Consider the following 15,805-nt stretch of genomic DNA (forward strand, 5'->3'; position numbering starts at 1 on the left):
CCGGGCCCGGCGTAACAAGAGAGGCCCCTCCGAGTGGAGGGGCCTCTCTTGTCGTTCGGGTCAGCGCCAGCTGTGCGGGGCGCGGAAGCCCGGCTCGCGTTCCAGGCGGCGCCAGCCGGCGCGGGCGCGGCCGCCGCCGTGGGTCGGCGCGATCTCGGCGGGGCGGGCGGCGGCGCGGGCCAGGAGGAGGGCCGTGATGGCGGCGACTTCCTCGGGCTCGGCGTGGCCCTTCTCGACGCGGATGTCGGCAGGGGACATGGAAGTGGCTCCTCGGGTCACTGCGGCGGGTTGCCGTGCTTGCGGGAGGGCAGGTCGGCGTGCTTGGTGTGGAGCATCGCCAGGGACGTGATCAGCACCTCGCGGGTTTCGGCGGGGTCGATGACGTCGTCGACCAGACCGCGTTCGGCCGCGTAGTAGGGGTGCATCAGCTCGGACTTGTACTCCTTGACCATGCGCGCCCGCATGGCCTCGGGGTCCTCGGCGTCGGCGATCTGCCGGCGGAAGATGACGTTCGCGGCACCTTCCGCGCCCATGACGGCGATCTCGTTGGTCGGCCAGGCGTAGGTGAGGTCGGCGCCGATGGACTGGCTGTCCATGACGATGTAAGCACCTCCGTACGCCTTGCGCAGGATCAGCGAGATCCGGGGCACGGTCGCGTTGCAGTACGCGTAGAGCAGCTTGGCGCCGTGGCGGATGATCCCGCCGTGCTCCTGGTCGACGCCGGGCAGGAAGCCGGGTACGTCCAGAAGAGTGATGATCGGGATGTTGAAGGCGTCGCACATCTGGACGAAGCGGGCCGCCTTCTCCGACGCCTCGATGTCCAGGACACCGGCCAGGGCCTGCGGCTGGTTGGCGACGATGCCCACGACCCGCCCGTCGAGACGGGCCAGCGCGCAGATGATGTTGCGGGCCCAACGCTCGTGGACCTCCAGGTACTCGCCCTCGTCGACGAGTTCCTCGATGACCTTGGTCATGTCGTACGGGCGGTTGCCGTCCGCCGGGACCAGGTCGAGGAGGGTGTCCGAGCGGCGGTCCACGGGGTCGGAGGACTCGGCGCGGGGCGGGTTCTCCCGGTTGTTCTGCGGGAGGAGGGAGAGGAGGTAGCGGACCTCGGCGAGGCAGGTCTCCTCGTCGTCGTAGGCGAAGTGGCACACGCCGGACGTCTCGGCGTGCACGTCGGCGCCGCCCAGACCGTTCTGCGTGATCTCCTCGCCGGTGACCGCCTTGACGACGTCCGGGCCCGTGATGAACATCTGCGAGGTGTCGCGGACCATGAAGACGAAGTCGGTGAGGGCGGGGCTGTAGGCCGCGCCGCCCGCGCAGGGGCCGAGCATCACGCTGATCTGCGGGATGACGCCGGACGCCTTGGTGTTGCGCTGGAAGATGCCGCCGTACCCGGCGAGCGCGCTGACGCCCTCCTGGATACGGGCGCCGGCGCCGTCGTTCAGCGACACCAGCGGGGCACCGGCCGCGATGGCCATGTCCATGATCTTGTGGATCTTCGTGGCGTGGGCCTCGCCCAGCGCGCCGCCGAAGATCCGGAAGTCGTGGGCGTAGACGAAGACCGTGCGGCCCTCGACCGTGCCCCAGCCGGTGATGACACCGTCGGTGTACGGCTTCTTGGCCTCCAGGCCGAACCCGGTCGCCCGGTGCCGGCGCAGCTGCTCGACCTCGCGGAAGGAGCCGGGGTCCAGGAGCAGCTCGATGCGCTCACGTGCCGTCAGCTTGCCCTTGGCGTGCTGCGCCGCCGTCGCCTTCTCACTCGGCCCGGCGAGCGCCGCTGCACGGATCCCGTGCAGCTCGGCCACCCGCCCGCGCGCGTCCGTCGGCTCGCCCGGCGCCTCATCCAAAACGGTCATGTAGCGACTCTACGAAGCCGAGCAAGGATTGCGAGCCGTCGACTCCGTACAGTCTCCGGCCCGTTTTCCTGGTAGCACCGAACAGAACTCCCACCCCGTGCAGCGCTTCCGACTGCTCAGAGGGCCTCTGGCTTGTAGAGGTCACACAAAGCCGTCAGCTGAGAGTCACCTCACATTCATGGGTGGTACATACCACCCCTGGAGTGACGCGGAGGTGCAGTCGGCGGCCCGTCGCGAGGATCTCGACCGTCTCGTCGGCCCGCAGCACCGCGCCCACCGGGTGGTCCCAGACGATCTCCAGGGCCTCTCCCGTGCGCGGCGGTTCGCTCACCCGGAGCGTAGCGGTACGGCCGCGGCGGCGGACGAGCACACTCGCCCCGGCCGTGGTGGTGAGCGGGCCCGCGGTGCCGGCCTGCCAGAAGTTGGCGGCCGTCAGACCGAGGGAGGGGACGCTCACCGCCTGGCGGCGGTCGTCGTTGGCGAGGACCGTGAGCCAGTGGCGGTCCGCGGCGCGGCGGGCGAGGGCCGCCCGGGAGGCGCCCGGCATGACGGTGTAGACGTAGTCGGCGCCGGCCGGATCGGTGCCGTGGTCGAGCCAGAGGGTCTGCCAGCGGCGGGTGCGGCGCTCGGTCGTGCTGGTGGTGTTGATGTCGGACCAGGCACCGGTGCGGTCCTCGCGCAGGGTCCGCAGGGCGCCCCCGGGCACGATCCAGCCGCCGTGTCCCTCCAGGTGGGCCCAGTGCCGGCCGCGCACCAGGGCCTGGGTGCCGCCCTCCCCCAGGTTGCGGTTGTCCACGACCGTCTCGACCGGTACGCCGTCCGCGCACGTGATGCCCGCGCCCAGGCAGACCACGGCGTCGTCGAGGAAGAACCAGGACTTGCGGGCCTCCAGTGTGGAGCCGAGCCCCTTGAGGTGCTGGCCCACGGCCGCGTACTCGCCGTCGGTCGCGCCGCCGACCCATCGCACGTCCGGTTTGGGTGCGCCCCACTCGCCGCCCGCCCGGTCGGCCAGGCGCTTGGTGGAGACGGTGGTGCCGGGCAGCCGGTACCAGTCGACGGTCGGCCAGAACCAGTCGGTGTACTGATCCGCCCTCGTCCCGTTCGCCCACCAGGTGAGCATGCCCGCGCCGGTGTGCCAGCCGCGCGGGTTCTCGCCGTTGCCGCACTCGTAGTGGGCGATGCGGTCACTGGCCATGGCGAGGCCCGCGGTGAAGGCGGGGCGGCGGTGCACGGCGCGGTCCATGGCCGCGAAGAGGTGGTGTCCGACGGGTTCGGGGGCGGCCTCGCCGGGGGCGTCGGCGATCGCGTGCAGCCGGGTCAGGTCGGCGACCGGGAACTGGGGCGCGGTCAGGACAGGGGTGACGGTGTCCCGTTCGATCCAGCCCTTGATCCGGGCGTGCCAGCGCTCGCGCTCGGCGTTGCTCGCCCCGCCCGCGAGGACCGCCATGGCGGCGATGAGCTGCTGGCCGTGGAAGTGGTCGCTGCGCATGACGTGCAGGTCGTCGCTCTTGAGGTAACCCCGGCTGATGGCCCGCCCGTTGACGGTGTCCATGACGAGGCCGTCGTGGATCAGGGGCGCGTAGGCGTGCTCGACGCTGTCGAGGACGAGTTGCCTGCCCGGGTCGGTCACCTCCCACTCGGAGCCGGCCAGCAGGGTGAACAGCCGGCCGAGGCCGTCCAGCATGACCTGGCCGTACGTCCCCGAGTAGGCGACCCAGGTGTGCTGGACGAAGGAGCCGTCGGCGTAGAGCCCGTCGCCCTTCGTGACGTACGGGAAGACCGGCGAGAGGGCGTCGCGGGCCAGGGCGATCTTGGCGGGCGCCCGGCCCAGGACGCCGCGCAGGGCGACGGAGCGGCACAGGTCGACGCGGTTGGCGCCGGTGGAGGTGCCGGTGTAGGCGCCGAGCATCGCGTCGGGGACGAAGTGGTCGACGGCGGCGCAGGCGGCGGCCACGCGGTCGGCGCCGAGGTGGTCGTACAGGGCGGCCGTGATGTCCATCAGGAGCCGGGGGCTGCCGATCTGCCATTCCCACCAGTTGCCGTAGCGGGTGGTGGCCGGGTGGTAGACGGTGGCCGAGAGATGGTCGAGGCCGCGCAGGATGTCGGCGAGGAGGGCGGGGTCGCCGGTGGCGCCGGTGCCCTCCTGCACGTACGCCTCGGTCATCGTCCACAGGCGGCCGTAGGCGAAGGTGATGCCGGCCGGCGGGTCGAAGGGGTGGCCCGGCCACAGGGAGGTGGGGGTGGGGGCCATGGTGGCGCGGTGCTCGCGGGCCCGCTCGCCGGTCTCGGCGAGGCGGGAGGCGTACGGCTCGGCTGCCGGGTCGTAGCCGGTGCCGAGGGTGATGCCGAGCCAGCGGCGGCGGAGGGCGTCGTAGGGGTCGGCGGTGGCGGCCGCGGCACGGGGGACGGTGGTGAGGGCGGCGGCGGCCGCCGCGGCGAGCAGGACCGCGCGGCGGGAGGGGGCGGTGGGGCGCTGTGGGGTCATGCTCATGCCGTCTATCACGTCGGCGACGGGAGGGGAACGGCGCCGCGACACGTGGTGCGAAGCGGTTGATGGCGGCGTGGAATAGGTCTAGAGTCGAGCTCGTTGGACTGGTTGAACATTCAACATCAAGGCGTTCCCGGAGGACACCATGACCACCACCCCCGACCTCTCCACGCTGACCGGCGACTACACCGTCGACCCCGCCCACACGACGATCGGCTTCACCGCGCGCCACGCGATGGTGACCAACGTCAAGGGCAAGTTCCTCGACTTCACCGGCACACTGCACCTGGACGGCGCCGACCCGTCCCGTTCCACGGCGTCGCTGGACATCACGATGGACAGCATCGACACGGGCTCCCCCGACCGTGACGGGCACCTGAAGAGCTCGGACTTCTTCAACACGGGCGAGTACCCGACGATGATCTTCCGCTCCACCAAGGCGGAGTCCCTGGGCGGCGACGACTACCGCATCACCGGTGACCTGTCGATCCTCGGCACGACCAAGCCGCTCACCATCGACCTGGAGTTCAACGGCGCCGCCAAGGACCCGTTCGGCAACGAGCGCGTCGGCTTCGAGGGCAAGGCGGAGATCAAGCGCTCGGAGTGGGGGCTCACCTGGAACGCGGCGCTGGAGACGGGCGGCGTACTGGTCTCCGACAAGATCAAGCTGAACTTCGACATCTCGGCGATCAGGCAGGCCTGACGTCCCGCGACCGTCGATGACGAGGAGTGCGACGGGTGGCGGCATGCGCTCGCCGTAGCGCCGCCACGCCTGCCCGCCGCCCGGCTCACCCGTCCAGCAGCTCCCGCACCTGGTCGAGGGCGGCACCGAAGGGGTCGGGCAGGACGCCCACCCCGTGAGAGACCAGCGCCCCCTCGTGCAGCAGCACGAGCGTCCGCGCCAGCCGGTCGGCACCGGCCGCGTCGATGTCCCGGGCCAGGCCGGTGAACAGGTCGAGCATCCACCGCTTCTGCCCGGTGATGACCGGATACGCCGGATGGCCCGGATCACTGATCTCCGCGTGTGCGTTGATCATGCTGCACCCCTTGGCCCCGTACAGCTCCGACCACGCGCGCGACGCCTCGAAGACGGCCACCACCCGGGCGGCGGGCCCCTCCCCCGCCGCCGCCAGCCGGCCGGCGAGCAGTTCCCGCCAGCGCTCGTCGCGTCCGGCCAGGTACTCGACGACGATCTGCTCCTTCGAACCGAAGCGGTCGTACAGCGTCTTCTTGGTCACCCCCGCCTCGGCGGCGATGGTGTCCACGCCGACGGCGTGGATGCCGTGCTCGTAGAACAGCCGCTCGGCGGCTGCCAGCACCCGCCGCGCGCCGGGCGTCATCCGTACCCGGCGCGGCTTCTCCTGCGGACCCATGACCTCTGCACCCATGCCGACAAGTATACCGGTCTGTATAGTGGGCACCCTAGACGAGTAAACCGATCTGTCTACTCTGGATGGGGTCGACGTGAACGTCCTGCTCTCGGCCGCCTTCGTTCTGTGCTGGAGCTCCGGCTTCATCGGCGCCAAGCTCGGTGCTCAGACCGCGGCCACACCCACCCTCTTGATGTGGCGCTTCCTGCCGCTCGCCGTGGCCCTGATCGCCGCGGCGGCCGTCTCCCGGGCCGCCTGGCGGGGCCTGACACCGCGGGACGCCGGCCGGCAGATCGCCATCGGCGCCCTGTCGCAGAGCGGCTATCTGCTCAGCGTCTACTACGCCATCGAACTGGGCGTCTCCAGCGGCACCACCGCCTTGATCGACGGCGTCCAGCCACTCGTCGCCGGCGCGCTCGCCGGTCCCCTGCTGCGCCAGTACGTCTCGCGCGGGCAGTGGCTCGGACTGTGGCTGGGGCTGTCCGGCGTGGCCACCGTGACGGTCGCCGACGCCGGGGCAGCGGGCGCGGAGGTGGCCTGGTGGGCGTATCTCGTCCCGTTCCTCGGCATGCTGTCGCTGGTGGCGGCCACCTTCCTGGAGGGCCGCACAAGGGTGCCGGTCGCGCCCCGCGTCGCCCTGACGATCCACTGTGCGACCAGTGCCGTCCTCTTCTCCGGACTGGCCCTGGGCCTCGGGGCGGCGGCACCGCCGGCCGGTTCCTCGTTCTGGCTGGCGACCGCCTGGCTGGTGGTCCTGCCGACCTTCGGCGGCTACGGCCTGTACTGGCTGATCCTGCGCCGGTCCGGCATCACCGAGGTCAACACCCTCATGTTCCTCATGGCCCCGGTCACGGCCGTGTGGGGCGCCCTCATGTTCGGTGAGCCGTTCGGCGTCCAGACCGCCCTCGGCCTGGCGGTCGGCCTCGCGGCCGTGGTCGTCGTCCGGCGCGGGGGCGGCGCGCGCCGGGAGCGGCCCGTGCGGTCCGGCGCGGACCGTCCGGCGGCCGGAGGGCCGACGGCGGACCAGCCGACGAACAGGCCGACCGACAGGCCGACGGCGGCCGGGTCGACCGACAGGCCGACGGCGGACAGGCGCTGAGACCCGTCGCGGGCGCCTCAGAAGCCGCCGCCGAAGTCCCCTCCGCCGCCGAAGCCGCCGCCACCGCCGAAGTCACCGCCGCCGAAGCCGCCCCCGAAGTCACCGGGGTCGAAGTCGCCGCCCGAGACGTCGCCGCCCTCGTAGCCGCCGAAGTCTCCGTACCCGGTGCCGTAACCGGCTCCGTAGGCGGGGCCCGCCATCATGCCGCCGAGCATGGTGCCGACCAGCAGGCCGGGCAGGATGCCGCCGCCGAAGTAGCCGCCCGCCCAGGGGCCGTAGGCCGGGCCCGCGTCCCAGTAGGGGCGGCGGCCGTACTCGGTGTCCACCTCGCGGATCATCGGGTCCCGCCCGTCGGACAGCCGGGCCTGGTCGGCGGCGCAGACCGGGACCCGGCGGGTGGTGCCGCCCGGCGGGGTCCAGGTCGCGTCGGCGACCGACGGGCCGTGGCGCGGGTCGAAGAAGCAGGGCGGACGGCGTTCGGGCAGTGGCCTTCCCTCGCGGCGGGCGGCGAGCTGAGCGAGTGAGAAGCGGCCGTCCTCCACCGCCTGGGTGACGGCACGCACGTCCTCGGGTTTGCGGGCGTCGGCCATGTACGTCTTGGCCTGCTCGTAGGCGTCCAGGGCGCGCTCGTAGTCGGCCCGCATCGCGTCGTCGGCGCCCGGTTCCGCCGGGTGGAAGTCGAGGCGGTCCAGCTCCTCGCCGAAGGCCGTGATGTCCTCGTCGACCACCACCCGCAGCCGCTCCAGCGCCGCCCGCTGCTCCGCCTCGCGGCGGTGGCGGCTGCGCCGGGAGACCGCGTACATGCCCGCGCCGCCGAGGACCACCACCGCGCCCGCGGTGATCAGGGCGCCCGTGGGCGCGGAGCCACCGCCGGAGTCCCAGGACGAGGGGGCGGAGCCGCGCACGCTGCGCAGCGCGTCGTCGACGAAGTCGTTCAGCTGGGCCTTGGGATCACCCGCGCCCTGGACGGCGGTGACCAGGTTGTGCACGCCCTGGCGGCTCAGCACGCTGCTGTCGGCGCGGGCGTCGAAGCGGTCGCCGAGGCGGACGCCGTACAGACCGGTGATGCCGGTCTCGGTGCGGAGGTTCTGGAAGAGGTTCTCGGTCGGGTAGCCGGCCGGGAGGACCGCCACGAAGACCGGTTCGCCCGCGTCCTCGATCTTGTCGGCGAGCGCGTCCGCGTCCGACCTGGACAGCAGGTCGGAGGCGGCCGGGTCCACGTACACCGGACTCTCGCGCAGGGCCGCGCCGATCTCGGAGACACCGGTCTCCGCCTGCGCGCCGGGCGCACCGGCGAGCAGCACCGCCAGCGCGGCGACGACCGGCGCGACCAGGAGGCGTATGAGGACTTGCGCACGAACGCCCTTCATACGTTCGAACGTACCCGAATGGACCTCAATCAGACATAAAGCGCGGATCCATTACCCGCTCCGCTCACTCGGCGGGCGCGACCCCCGCCCGCAGCAGCCCGTACGTGTACGCGTCCTCCAGGGCCTGCCAGGAGGCGGCGATGACGTTCTCCGCGACACCCACCGTGGCCCACTCCCCCGTGCCGTCGGACGTGGAGATGAGGACCCTGGTGGTGGACTGGGTGCCGTGCACGCCCTCCAGGATGCGGACCTTGTAGTCGACCAGGTCGAGCTTGGCCAGCTCGGGGTAGATCTTCTCCAGGGCCACGCGCAGCGACCGGTCCAGGGCGTTGACCGGGCCGTTGCCCTCGGCGGTGGCGACGATGCGCTCGCCCTTGGCCCAGAGCTTGACCGTGGCCTCGTTGGCGTGGCTGCCGTCGGGGCGGTCCTCGGTGATCGCGCGCCAGGACTCGACCTCGAAGTACTTCAGCGGCCTGCCCTCGGCCTCGGCGCGCAGCAGCAGCTCGAAGCTCGCGTCGGCGGCCTCGTAGGTGTAGCCGGCCAGCTCGCGCTCCTTGACCCGCTCCACGACCCGGCCGACCAGCTCGCGGTCGCCGCCGAGGTCGATCCCGAGCTCCTTGCCCTTCAGCTCGATGGAGGCACGTCCCGCCATGTCGGAGACCAGCATCCGCATGGTGTTGCCGACCAGTTCGGGGTCGATGTGCTGGTAGAGGTCCGGGTCGACCTTGATCGCGGAGGCGTGCAGGCCGGCCTTGTGGGCGAAGGCGGAGACGCCCACGTAGGGCTGGTGGGTGGAGGGCGTGAGGTTGACGACCTCGGCGATGGCGTGGGAGATGCGGGTCATCTCGCGCAGCCGGCCCTCGGGCAGCACCTGCTTGCCGTACTTCAGCTCCAGCGCGGCCACGACGGGGAACAGGTTGGCGTTGCCGACCCGCTCGCCGTAGCCGTTGGCCGTGCACTGGACGTGGGTCGCGCCCGCGTCGACGGCGGCGAGGGTGTTGGCGACGGCGCAGCCGGTGTCGTCCTGGGCGTGGATGCCGAGCCGGGCGCCGGTGTCGGCGAGCACCGTGGCGACCACCGCCTGGATCTGCGCCGGGAGCATGCCGCCGTTGGTGTCGCACAGGACGACGACGTCGGCGCCGGCCTCGGAGGCGGTGCGCACGACCGACTTCGCGTACTCGGGGTTGGCGCGGTAGCCGTCGAAGAAGTGCTCGCAGTCGACGAAGACCCGGCGGCCCTGCGCCTTCAGGTGCGAGACCGTGTCGGCCACCATCGCGAGGTTCTCGTCCAGCGTGGTGCGCAGGGCCAGTTCGACGTGCCGGTCGTGCGACTTGGCGACCAGGGTGATCACCTGGGCGCCGGAGTCGAGCAGCGCCTTGACCTGGTGGTCCTCGGCGGCGTTCGCGCCCGCGCGGCGGGTGGAGCCGAAGGCGACCAGCTGGGCGTGCTTGAAGTCGATCTCCTGCCGGGCGCGGGCGAAGAACTCGGTGTCCCGCGGGTTGGCGCCGGGCCAGCCGCCCTCGATAAAGCCCACCCCGAAGTCGTCCAGGTGCCGTGCGATGGCCAGCTTGTCCGCGACCGTGAGGTTGATGCCCTCGCGCTGCGCGCCGTCGCGCAGGGTGGTGTCGAAGACGTGGAACGAATCGTCGAGTTCGCTGGTTGCGGTCATGATCTGAAGGCTCCTGTTGGGGATCTCGGTCTACCGGAATGACCGGTTCCACCGTCCGTCTATGATCCCTCGCGCTCTCTTCCCGGCTCGGGGTGGGCCAGGAAAGCGAAAAACCTCTCGCGGGTGCGAGAGGTCTGCGCGCGGGTCGAGGACGACGGTGTCCACCCGTACCTGGTCGTACGTGGTGGTCACTGCGGACCGGCGCGCCTGCTGCCAATAATCATGGCGAACGAGAGCACGGAGGCAGTCTGGCACACTCCGTCCCCCTGTCCACCGCCCGTCTCAGGATGCGAACGGCGGCCGTCCGCGGGCGTGGACTCAGTCCCGCCCGTAGAGGCCGTCGGCCAGGAAGTCCCGTACGTGACCGAGCACCTGCTCCCGGTCCGTCCCCCGCAGGCCGATCGCCACGTGAATGGCGAAGCCGTCGAGGAGGGCCCGCAGCCGGGACGCGAAGCGGTCCGGGTCCACGGCGCGGAACTCGCCGCGCGAGATGCCCTCGGCGAGCAGGGCGGTCAGGTCGCGGTGCCAGGCGCCCTCGATGGCGGCCTGCCGGTCGCGGGCCTCGTCGGGGGCGTTCTGTGAGTGGTTCCACACCTCCAGCCACAGCGTCCAGTGCGGGTCGCGGTGGCCGTCGGGGACGTACAGGTCGACGTAGGCGCCCAGGCGTTCGCGGGCGGTGCCGGGCCGGGTGAGCAGGCGGCCGCGCTCGGCGCCGAGGCGGCCCTCGCTCCACTCCAGGGTGCGCAGCAGCAGTTCGTCCTTGGAGCCGAAGTAGTACAGGAGGTGGCCGCTGCTCATGCCGACCTCGCGGCCGAGCGCCGCCATGGTGAGCTTCTCCAGCCCGCGCTCGGCGATCATCTCCATGGCGGCGGCGAGCACGTCCTCGCGCGGCGGGGCCTGCCTGCGCCCACCACCGGCCATGTCCACTCCCGGGTCTTCTAGGTCCTGCAGGTCCTCGGCTGTTGCTGCGTGATGCAGTGGATGCCCCCGCCACCCGCGAAGATCGTACGCGCGTCCACCAGGGTCACCGTCCGCTCCGGGAACAGGCGGCGGAAGATGCCCGCGGCGAGTTCGTCGTTCGGGTCGCCGAAGGCGCACAGGACGACGCCGCCGTTGCACACGTAGTGGTTGATGTACGAGTAGTCGGCCCACTCGCCCTCCTCGTCCTTCAGGACGGTCGGGGCGGGCACCTCGACGACCTCCAGGCGGCGGCCCCTGGCGTCGGTCCGGCCGCGCAGGATCTCCAGGTACAGCTGTGAGCGCTCGTGGTCGGGGTGCCGGGGGTCGCGCTGGCTGTGCACGACGACGGTGCCCGGCCGTGCGAAGGCCGCCACGATGTCGACGTGGCCCTGGGTGCCGTACCTGCCGTAGTCGCCGGCCAGTCCGTGCGGGAGCCAGATCGCCGTGGTGGTGCCGAGCTTGGCGTGGATCTCCGCCTCGACCTCCTCGCGGCTCCAGCCGGGGTTGCGGCCGGAGCCGAGCTGGACGGTGTCGGTCAGCAGGACCGTGCCCTCGCCGTCGACGTGGATCGCGCCGCCCTCGTTGACGAGCGGGCTGCTCAGCACGGGGGCGGCGGCGAGGTCCGCGACGTGGCGGGCGATCTCGGCGTCGTGCTCCCAGCGGGCCCAGTCCTGGGCGCCCCAGCCGTTGAACACCCAGTCCACGGCCGCGAGCCCGCCCCGCCCGTCCGTCACGAAGGTCGGGCCGATGTCCCGCATCCAGGCGTCGTCCAGCTCGCGCTCCACCAGGTCGACGTCCGGTCCGAGCAGCTCGCGCGCGGTGGCGGCCTGGCCCGGCCCGTGCACCATCGTCACCGGCTCGAAACGGCGCACCGCGCGGGCGACGGAGGCCCAGGCGGCACGAGCCCCGGCCAGCTCCTCGGCGTCGGTGAACGTCGCGTTGGGGCCCGGCCAGGCCATCCAGGTGCGTTCGTGCGGGGCCCACTCGGGCGGCATGCGGAAGGTCATGGAGATGTCCAGGGGGTCGGGAGAGAGGCCGGAGAAGGGCCGAAGAGAGGTCAGAGGAAGTAGAGGCGGTTGAGGGAGACCGACTCGGCGGGTTCGGAGCGCAGCGGGTCGCCGTCGAGGGTGACCAGGCCGGTGCGCTGGTCGACGTCGACCGCGCCGGTGCGGGAGTTGAGCCGCAGGTCGGCCGGTCCGATGCCGCGGGTGCCGCGCACGGCCACCCGGCGTCGGCGGGTCGGCATGGTGTCGCCGCCCTGGTCGAGGGCGGCCTGCGCGACGAAGGCCACCGAGATCTCGGCGGGTGTGGCGCCGTGCGCGCCGAACTGGGGCCCGAGGACCAGGGGTTCGCAGGTGTCGGTGGCCGCGTTGGGGTCGCCGACCACGCCGTACGCCGGGAAGCCCGACTTGAGGACCAGTTGCGGCTTGGCGCCGAAGTGGTCCGGGCGCCACAGCACGAGGTCGGCGAGCTTGCCGACCTCGATGGAGCCGACCTCGTGCGCGAGACCGTGGGCGAGGGCGGGGTTGATGGTCAGCTTGGCGATGTAGCGCAGGACGCGTGCGTTGTCGTCGTCGCCCTCGGCGCCGAACTGCGCCTTCATCTTCCCGGCCATGGCGAAGGTACGGCGGACGGTCTCGCCGGCCCGGCCCATGCCCTGCGCGTCGGAGGAGGTGATGCCGATGGCGCCCAGGTCGTGCAGCACGTCCTCGGCGCCCATGGTCCCGGCGCGGATGCGGTCGCGGGCCATGGCGGCGTCGCCCGGCAGGTCGGTCTTGAGGTCGTGGACGGAGACGATCATGCCGTAGTGCTCGGCGACCGCGTCCCGGCCGAAGGGCAGGGTGGGGTTGGTGGAGGAGCCGATGACGTGGGGGACACCGGCCATCTTCAGCACGTTGGGGACGTGTCCCCCGCCGCAGCCCTCGATGTGGAAGGCGTGGATGGTGCGGCCGTCCAGGACCCGGAGGGTGTCCTCGACGGACAGGCACTCGTTCAGCCCGTCGCTGTGCAGGGCGACCTGGACGTCGTGCTCCTCGGCGACGCGCAGCGCGGTGTCGAGGGCGCGGGTGTGGGCGCCCATGTCCTCGTGCACCTTGAAGCCGGATGCGCCGCCCTCGGCCAGCGCCTCGATCAGCGGGGCCTCGTGGGACGAGGAGCCCCGGCCGAGGAAGCCGATGTTCACCGGCCAGGCGTCGAACGCGCCGAACGCGTGCTTCAGTGCCCAGGGCGAGTTGACGCCGACGCCCCACACGGGGCCGAACTCCTGCCCGATGATCGTCGTCACGCCGGACGCGAGCGAGGCCTCCATGATCCGCGGGGAGAGCAGATGGACGTGGGTGTCCACGGCCCCGGCGGTGGCGATGAGCCCCTCCCCGGACACGATGGAGGTGCCGGTGCCGACCACGACGTCGACGCCGTCGAGGGTGTCCGGGTTCCCGGCCCGGCCAATGGCGTGGACGCGCCCCTCGCGGATGCCGATCGACACCTTCCGGATGCCCTGCACGGCGTCGATCACGACCACGTTGCTGATCACGACGTCGCAGGTGTCGCGGACGGCGGCGGCCTTGAGGTGCAGTCCGTCCCGGGCGGTCTTGCCGAAGCCGGCGAGGAACTCGTCGCCGTAGTGCTGCGCGTCGGACTCGACGCGGATCACCAGCCCCGAGTCGCCGAGGCGGAGCCGGTCGCCGGCGCGCGGGCCGTGGGCGGCGGCGTAGGCGTACGGGTCGATGGTCATCGGTCTGCCCCCAGGTATCCGCAGGCGGCGGCCCGGCGCAGGGCCTCGTCCCTGGCTCCCGGCGCGTCCAGCGGGCCGTCGACGAGCCCGGCGAACCCGATGGCGACGCGTGCTCCGCCGATCGGCACGAGCCCCACCTCGACGCGCTCGCCGGGGCCGAAGCGGACCGAGGAGCCGGCCGGGACGGCCAGGCGCATGCCGTAGGCGCGCCCACGGTCGAAGTCCAGGCGCGGATTGGCCTCGAAGAAGTGGAAGTGGGAGGTGACGGAGACCGGCACGGTCGCGGTGTTGGTGACCGGGAGCCGCAGCGCCGCCTCGGGCTCGGGACGGTCGTGCCCCGGCAGCAGCGCCCCGGGGGCGTCGTCGCCGAGCCCGCCGCCTCCGACGGGATCGGCGACGACCGCGAGGCGGGAGCCGTCGTCGAAGACGGCCTCCACGTGCACCTCGGTGACCACGTCGGCGACGCCGGGCAGGACGTCGTCCGGGCCGAGCACGGACCGGGCACGCTCGATGGCCTGCGCGAGGCGCGCTCCGTCGCGGGCGGCCTCGCACACGGTGTCCGCGATCAGCGCGGTCGCCTCCGGCACGTTCAGCCTGAGCCCGCGGGCCCGTCGGGCGCGGGCCAGCTCGGCCGCCCCGAACAGCAGCAGCCGGTCACGTTCCGTGGGGGTCAGTCTCACGTCGCGGCACCTCCTTGCCATACCGAGATTAGAGCATCACTCTAAACACCAATTCCATGCCACGGAACCGTTGACGAGCACGCAGGACAGACGTCACATTGAACGTCGCTCTAAACCTCAGGCGGCCGTCGAAGGAGACCAGCCATGCCGATAGAACAGCGCGGAGTCGACACCATCCCGGAGGCGGAACGCACCAGCGGGCCCCGGGACCTGGTCTCGATCCTGCTGGGGTCCAACCTCTGCCTGGGCGTGATCGTCTTCGGCTGGCTGCCGCCGTCCTTCGGCCTCGGCTGGTGGGCGTCGGTGAGCTCGGTGGTGGCGGGGACGGTCGTCGGCACGGTGTTCACGGCCCCGCTGGCCCTGATCTCCCTGCGTACCGGCACCAACCTGTCCACGTCCTCCGGCGCCCAGTTCGGGGTGCGCGGGCGGCTGGTCGGCTCGGTGGTCGGTCTGCTCCTCGCGCTCGGCTACACCGCGCTGACCGTGTGGATCGGCGGGGACGTGATGGCGGGCGTGCTCGGGCGGCTGTTCGGCCTGCCGCAGGGCGGTGCGACGTACGCCGTCGTCTACGGTCTGCTCGCCGCCGCGACCGTCGCGGGCGCGGTGTACGGGTACCGGGTGCTGCTCGCCATGTCGCGGGTGCTGGCCTACGGCATGACCGCCCTGCTGGTCCTCGGTGTGATCGCCTACGCCCCCGACTTCACCACCGCCGCACTGCCGGAGGCGGGCGGGTACCTGCTGGGCGGGTTCTGGCCGACGTGGCTGCTGGCCGCCGTGGCCGCGGGCCTTTCCGGGCCGATCGCCTTCATCACGCTGCTCGGCGACTACACCCGCTACATCTCGCCGGCCCGCCACTCCTCCCGCCGGGTGCTGCGCGCGACCTGGCTGGGGCTGACGCTGGGCCTGCTGGTCCCGCAGCTCTTCGGCACCTTCACGGCGTACGCCGCCGGCGCCGCCCTGGACTACGCGGGGCCGCTGGTCGACGCCTCCCCCACCTGGTACCTGGTCCCGCTGCTGCTCGCCGCCTCGGCCGGCTCGGTCGGCAACGCGGGGCTGATGCTGTACTCGATGGGCCTGGACCTGGACGCCATCCTGCCGCGCGCCTCCCGTGCCCGTGCCACCTGCGCGGTCGCCGTCGTCGCCACGGCCTGCGTCTTCGCCGGGCACTACGCCTGGCAGGCGCAGTCGGCGATGACGTCCTTCGTGCTGCTGCTGACGGCGATCGGCACCCCGTGGGCGGTCATCACGATGATCGGCTCGGTGCGCTGCGGCGGGGTGTACGACGCGGACGCCCTCCAGGTCTTCAACCGCCGGGCACGGGGCGGGATCTACTGGTACCGGTCCGGCTGGAACGTCCCCGCGACGGCCGCCTGGGCGGTGGGCGCGCTGGTCGGCGTGCTGGCGGTGTCCCTGCCGTCGTACGAGGGTCCGCTGCTGTCCCTCACCGGCGGGGTGGACTGCAGCTTCCTGCTGTCGGGGCTGGTGGGCGGGGCGGTGTACGTGCTGTTGCCGCAGCCCCGGGCTGCCTCGCCGAAGGAGCCCGGGGTCGGGAATCTCAGCCCGTCCGGCGTTTGAA

General features: G+C 72.3%; 13 protein-coding genes. 3 read left to right on the forward strand and 10 right to left on the reverse strand.

Annotation, left to right across the window (positions count from 1 at the left end):
• Window positions 1–60: 60 nt before the first annotated feature.
• The 3 genes from R2E43_RS10865 to R2E43_RS10875 form a co-directional block, all read right to left on the reverse strand.
• On the reverse strand, window positions 61–258 hold the full coding sequence (locus R2E43_RS10865) for an acyl-CoA carboxylase epsilon subunit (protein ID WP_011030299.1): 198 nt from the start codon (window positions 256–258) through the stop codon (window positions 61–63).
• Between the two features lie 17 nt (window positions 259–275).
• Entirely contained in the window at window positions 276–1,859 is a 1,584-nt protein-coding gene (locus R2E43_RS10870; RefSeq protein WP_003973461.1) for an acyl-CoA carboxylase subunit beta, read from the reverse strand.
• A gap of 154 nt (window positions 1,860–2,013) precedes the next feature.
• Window positions 2,014–4,344: a polysaccharide lyase 8 family protein gene (locus tag R2E43_RS10875; protein WP_011030298.1), complete on the reverse strand. Its 2,331-nt coding sequence runs from the start codon at window positions 4,342–4,344 to the stop codon at window positions 2,014–2,016.
• Between the two features lie 148 nt (window positions 4,345–4,492).
• Here R2E43_RS10875 and R2E43_RS10880 point away from each other — a divergent pair, with 148 nt between their 5' ends.
• On the forward strand, window positions 4,493–5,050 hold the full coding sequence (locus tag R2E43_RS10880) for a YceI family protein (protein WP_136207564.1): 558 nt from the start codon (window positions 4,493–4,495) through the stop codon (window positions 5,048–5,050).
• Window positions 5,051–5,135: 85 nt separating this feature from the next.
• Here R2E43_RS10880 and R2E43_RS10885 read toward each other — a convergent pair whose 3' ends face one another.
• On the reverse strand, window positions 5,136–5,735 hold the full coding sequence (locus R2E43_RS10885) for a TetR/AcrR family transcriptional regulator (RefSeq protein ID WP_003973464.1): 600 nt from the start codon (window positions 5,733–5,735) through the stop codon (window positions 5,136–5,138).
• A 76-nt stretch (window positions 5,736–5,811) separates the two neighbouring features.
• On the opposite strand from R2E43_RS10885, the gene R2E43_RS10890 reads away from it, so the two are divergent.
• Window positions 5,812–6,816: a DMT family transporter gene (locus R2E43_RS10890; protein WP_016327331.1), complete on the forward strand. Its 1,005-nt coding sequence runs from the start codon at window positions 5,812–5,814 to the stop codon at window positions 6,814–6,816.
• Window positions 6,817–6,833: 17 nt separating this feature from the next.
• Here R2E43_RS10890 and R2E43_RS10895 read toward each other — a convergent pair whose 3' ends face one another.
• From R2E43_RS10895 to ureA, 6 genes are all read right to left on the reverse strand, one after another.
• Window positions 6,834–8,186 (reverse strand): hypothetical protein, encoded by a 1,353-nt coding sequence (locus R2E43_RS10895; protein WP_136207565.1) that lies wholly within the window; start codon window positions 8,184–8,186, stop codon window positions 6,834–6,836.
• A gap of 64 nt (window positions 8,187–8,250) precedes the next feature.
• Window positions 8,251–9,855 carry a citramalate synthase gene (gene cimA / locus R2E43_RS10900; RefSeq protein WP_011030295.1) on the reverse strand — a complete coding sequence of 535 codons (1,605 nt, stop codon included), beginning with the start codon at window positions 9,853–9,855 and terminating at the stop codon, window positions 8,251–8,253.
• Window positions 9,856–10,173: 318 nt separating this feature from the next.
• Window positions 10,174–10,776 (reverse strand): TetR/AcrR family transcriptional regulator, encoded by a 603-nt coding sequence (locus R2E43_RS10905; protein ID WP_030870108.1) that lies wholly within the window; start codon window positions 10,774–10,776, stop codon window positions 10,174–10,176.
• 17 nt (window positions 10,777–10,793) lie between these two features.
• Window positions 10,794–11,822, reverse strand: coding sequence for an agmatine deiminase family protein (locus R2E43_RS10910; RefSeq protein WP_030870105.1), 1,029 nt, complete (start codon window positions 11,820–11,822; stop codon window positions 10,794–10,796).
• Between the two features lie 50 nt (window positions 11,823–11,872).
• Window positions 11,873–13,549, reverse strand: a complete 1,677-nt coding sequence (locus R2E43_RS10915; protein WP_011030294.1) for an urease subunit alpha — start codon at window positions 13,547–13,549, stop codon at window positions 11,873–11,875.
• The gene (ureA, locus tag R2E43_RS10920) at window positions 13,546–14,229 is read right to left on the reverse strand and encodes an urease subunit gamma (RefSeq protein WP_003973471.1); all 684 of its coding nucleotides are present in this window, start codon (window positions 14,227–14,229) and stop codon (window positions 13,546–13,548) included. The genes R2E43_RS10915 and ureA overlap by 4 nt, the downstream gene beginning before the upstream one ends.
• 144 nt (window positions 14,230–14,373) lie before the next feature.
• On the opposite strand from ureA, the gene R2E43_RS10925 reads away from it, so the two are divergent.
• Entirely contained in the window at window positions 14,374–15,804 is a 1,431-nt protein-coding gene (locus R2E43_RS10925) for a cytosine permease (RefSeq protein WP_011030292.1), read from the forward strand.
• The last annotated feature ends 1 nt before the right edge of the window (window position 15,805 follow it).

The organism is Streptomyces violaceoruber, assembly GCF_033406955.1.
Taxonomy (GTDB): Bacteria; Actinomycetota; Actinomycetes; order Streptomycetales; family Streptomycetaceae; genus Streptomyces; species Streptomyces violaceoruber.

Excerpts from the sequence above, each read along its gene's own strand:
- R2E43_RS10865 (WP_011030299.1), bottom strand. The coding sequence starts at position 258 with ATGTCCCCTGCCGACATCCGCGTCGAGAAGGGCCACGCCGAGCCCGAG.
- R2E43_RS10870 (WP_003973461.1), bottom strand. The coding sequence starts at position 1,859 with ATGACCGTTTTGGATGAGGCGCCGGGCGAGCCGACGGACGCGCGCGGG.
- R2E43_RS10875 (WP_011030298.1), bottom strand. The coding sequence starts at position 4,344 with ATGACCCCACAGCGCCCCACCGCCCCCTCCCGCCGCGCGGTCCTGCTC.
- R2E43_RS10880 (WP_136207564.1), top strand. The coding sequence starts at position 4,493 with ATGACCACCACCCCCGACCTCTCCACGCTGACCGGCGACTACACCGTC.
- R2E43_RS10885 (WP_003973464.1), bottom strand. The coding sequence starts at position 5,735 with ATGGGTGCAGAGGTCATGGGTCCGCAGGAGAAGCCGCGCCGGGTACGG.
- R2E43_RS10895 (WP_136207565.1), bottom strand. The coding sequence starts at position 8,186 with ATGAAGGGCGTTCGTGCGCAAGTCCTCATACGCCTCCTGGTCGCGCCG.
- cimA (WP_011030295.1), bottom strand. The coding sequence starts at position 9,855 with ATGACCGCAACCAGCGAACTCGACGATTCGTTCCACGTCTTCGACACC.
- R2E43_RS10905 (WP_030870108.1), bottom strand. The coding sequence starts at position 10,776 with ATGGCCGGTGGTGGGCGCAGGCAGGCCCCGCCGCGCGAGGACGTGCTC.
- R2E43_RS10910 (WP_030870105.1), bottom strand. The coding sequence starts at position 11,822 with ATGACCTTCCGCATGCCGCCCGAGTGGGCCCCGCACGAACGCACCTGG.
- R2E43_RS10915 (WP_011030294.1), bottom strand. The coding sequence starts at position 13,549 with ATGACCATCGACCCGTACGCCTACGCCGCCGCCCACGGCCCGCGCGCC.
- R2E43_RS10925 (WP_011030292.1), top strand. The coding sequence starts at position 14,374 with ATGCCGATAGAACAGCGCGGAGTCGACACCATCCCGGAGGCGGAACGC.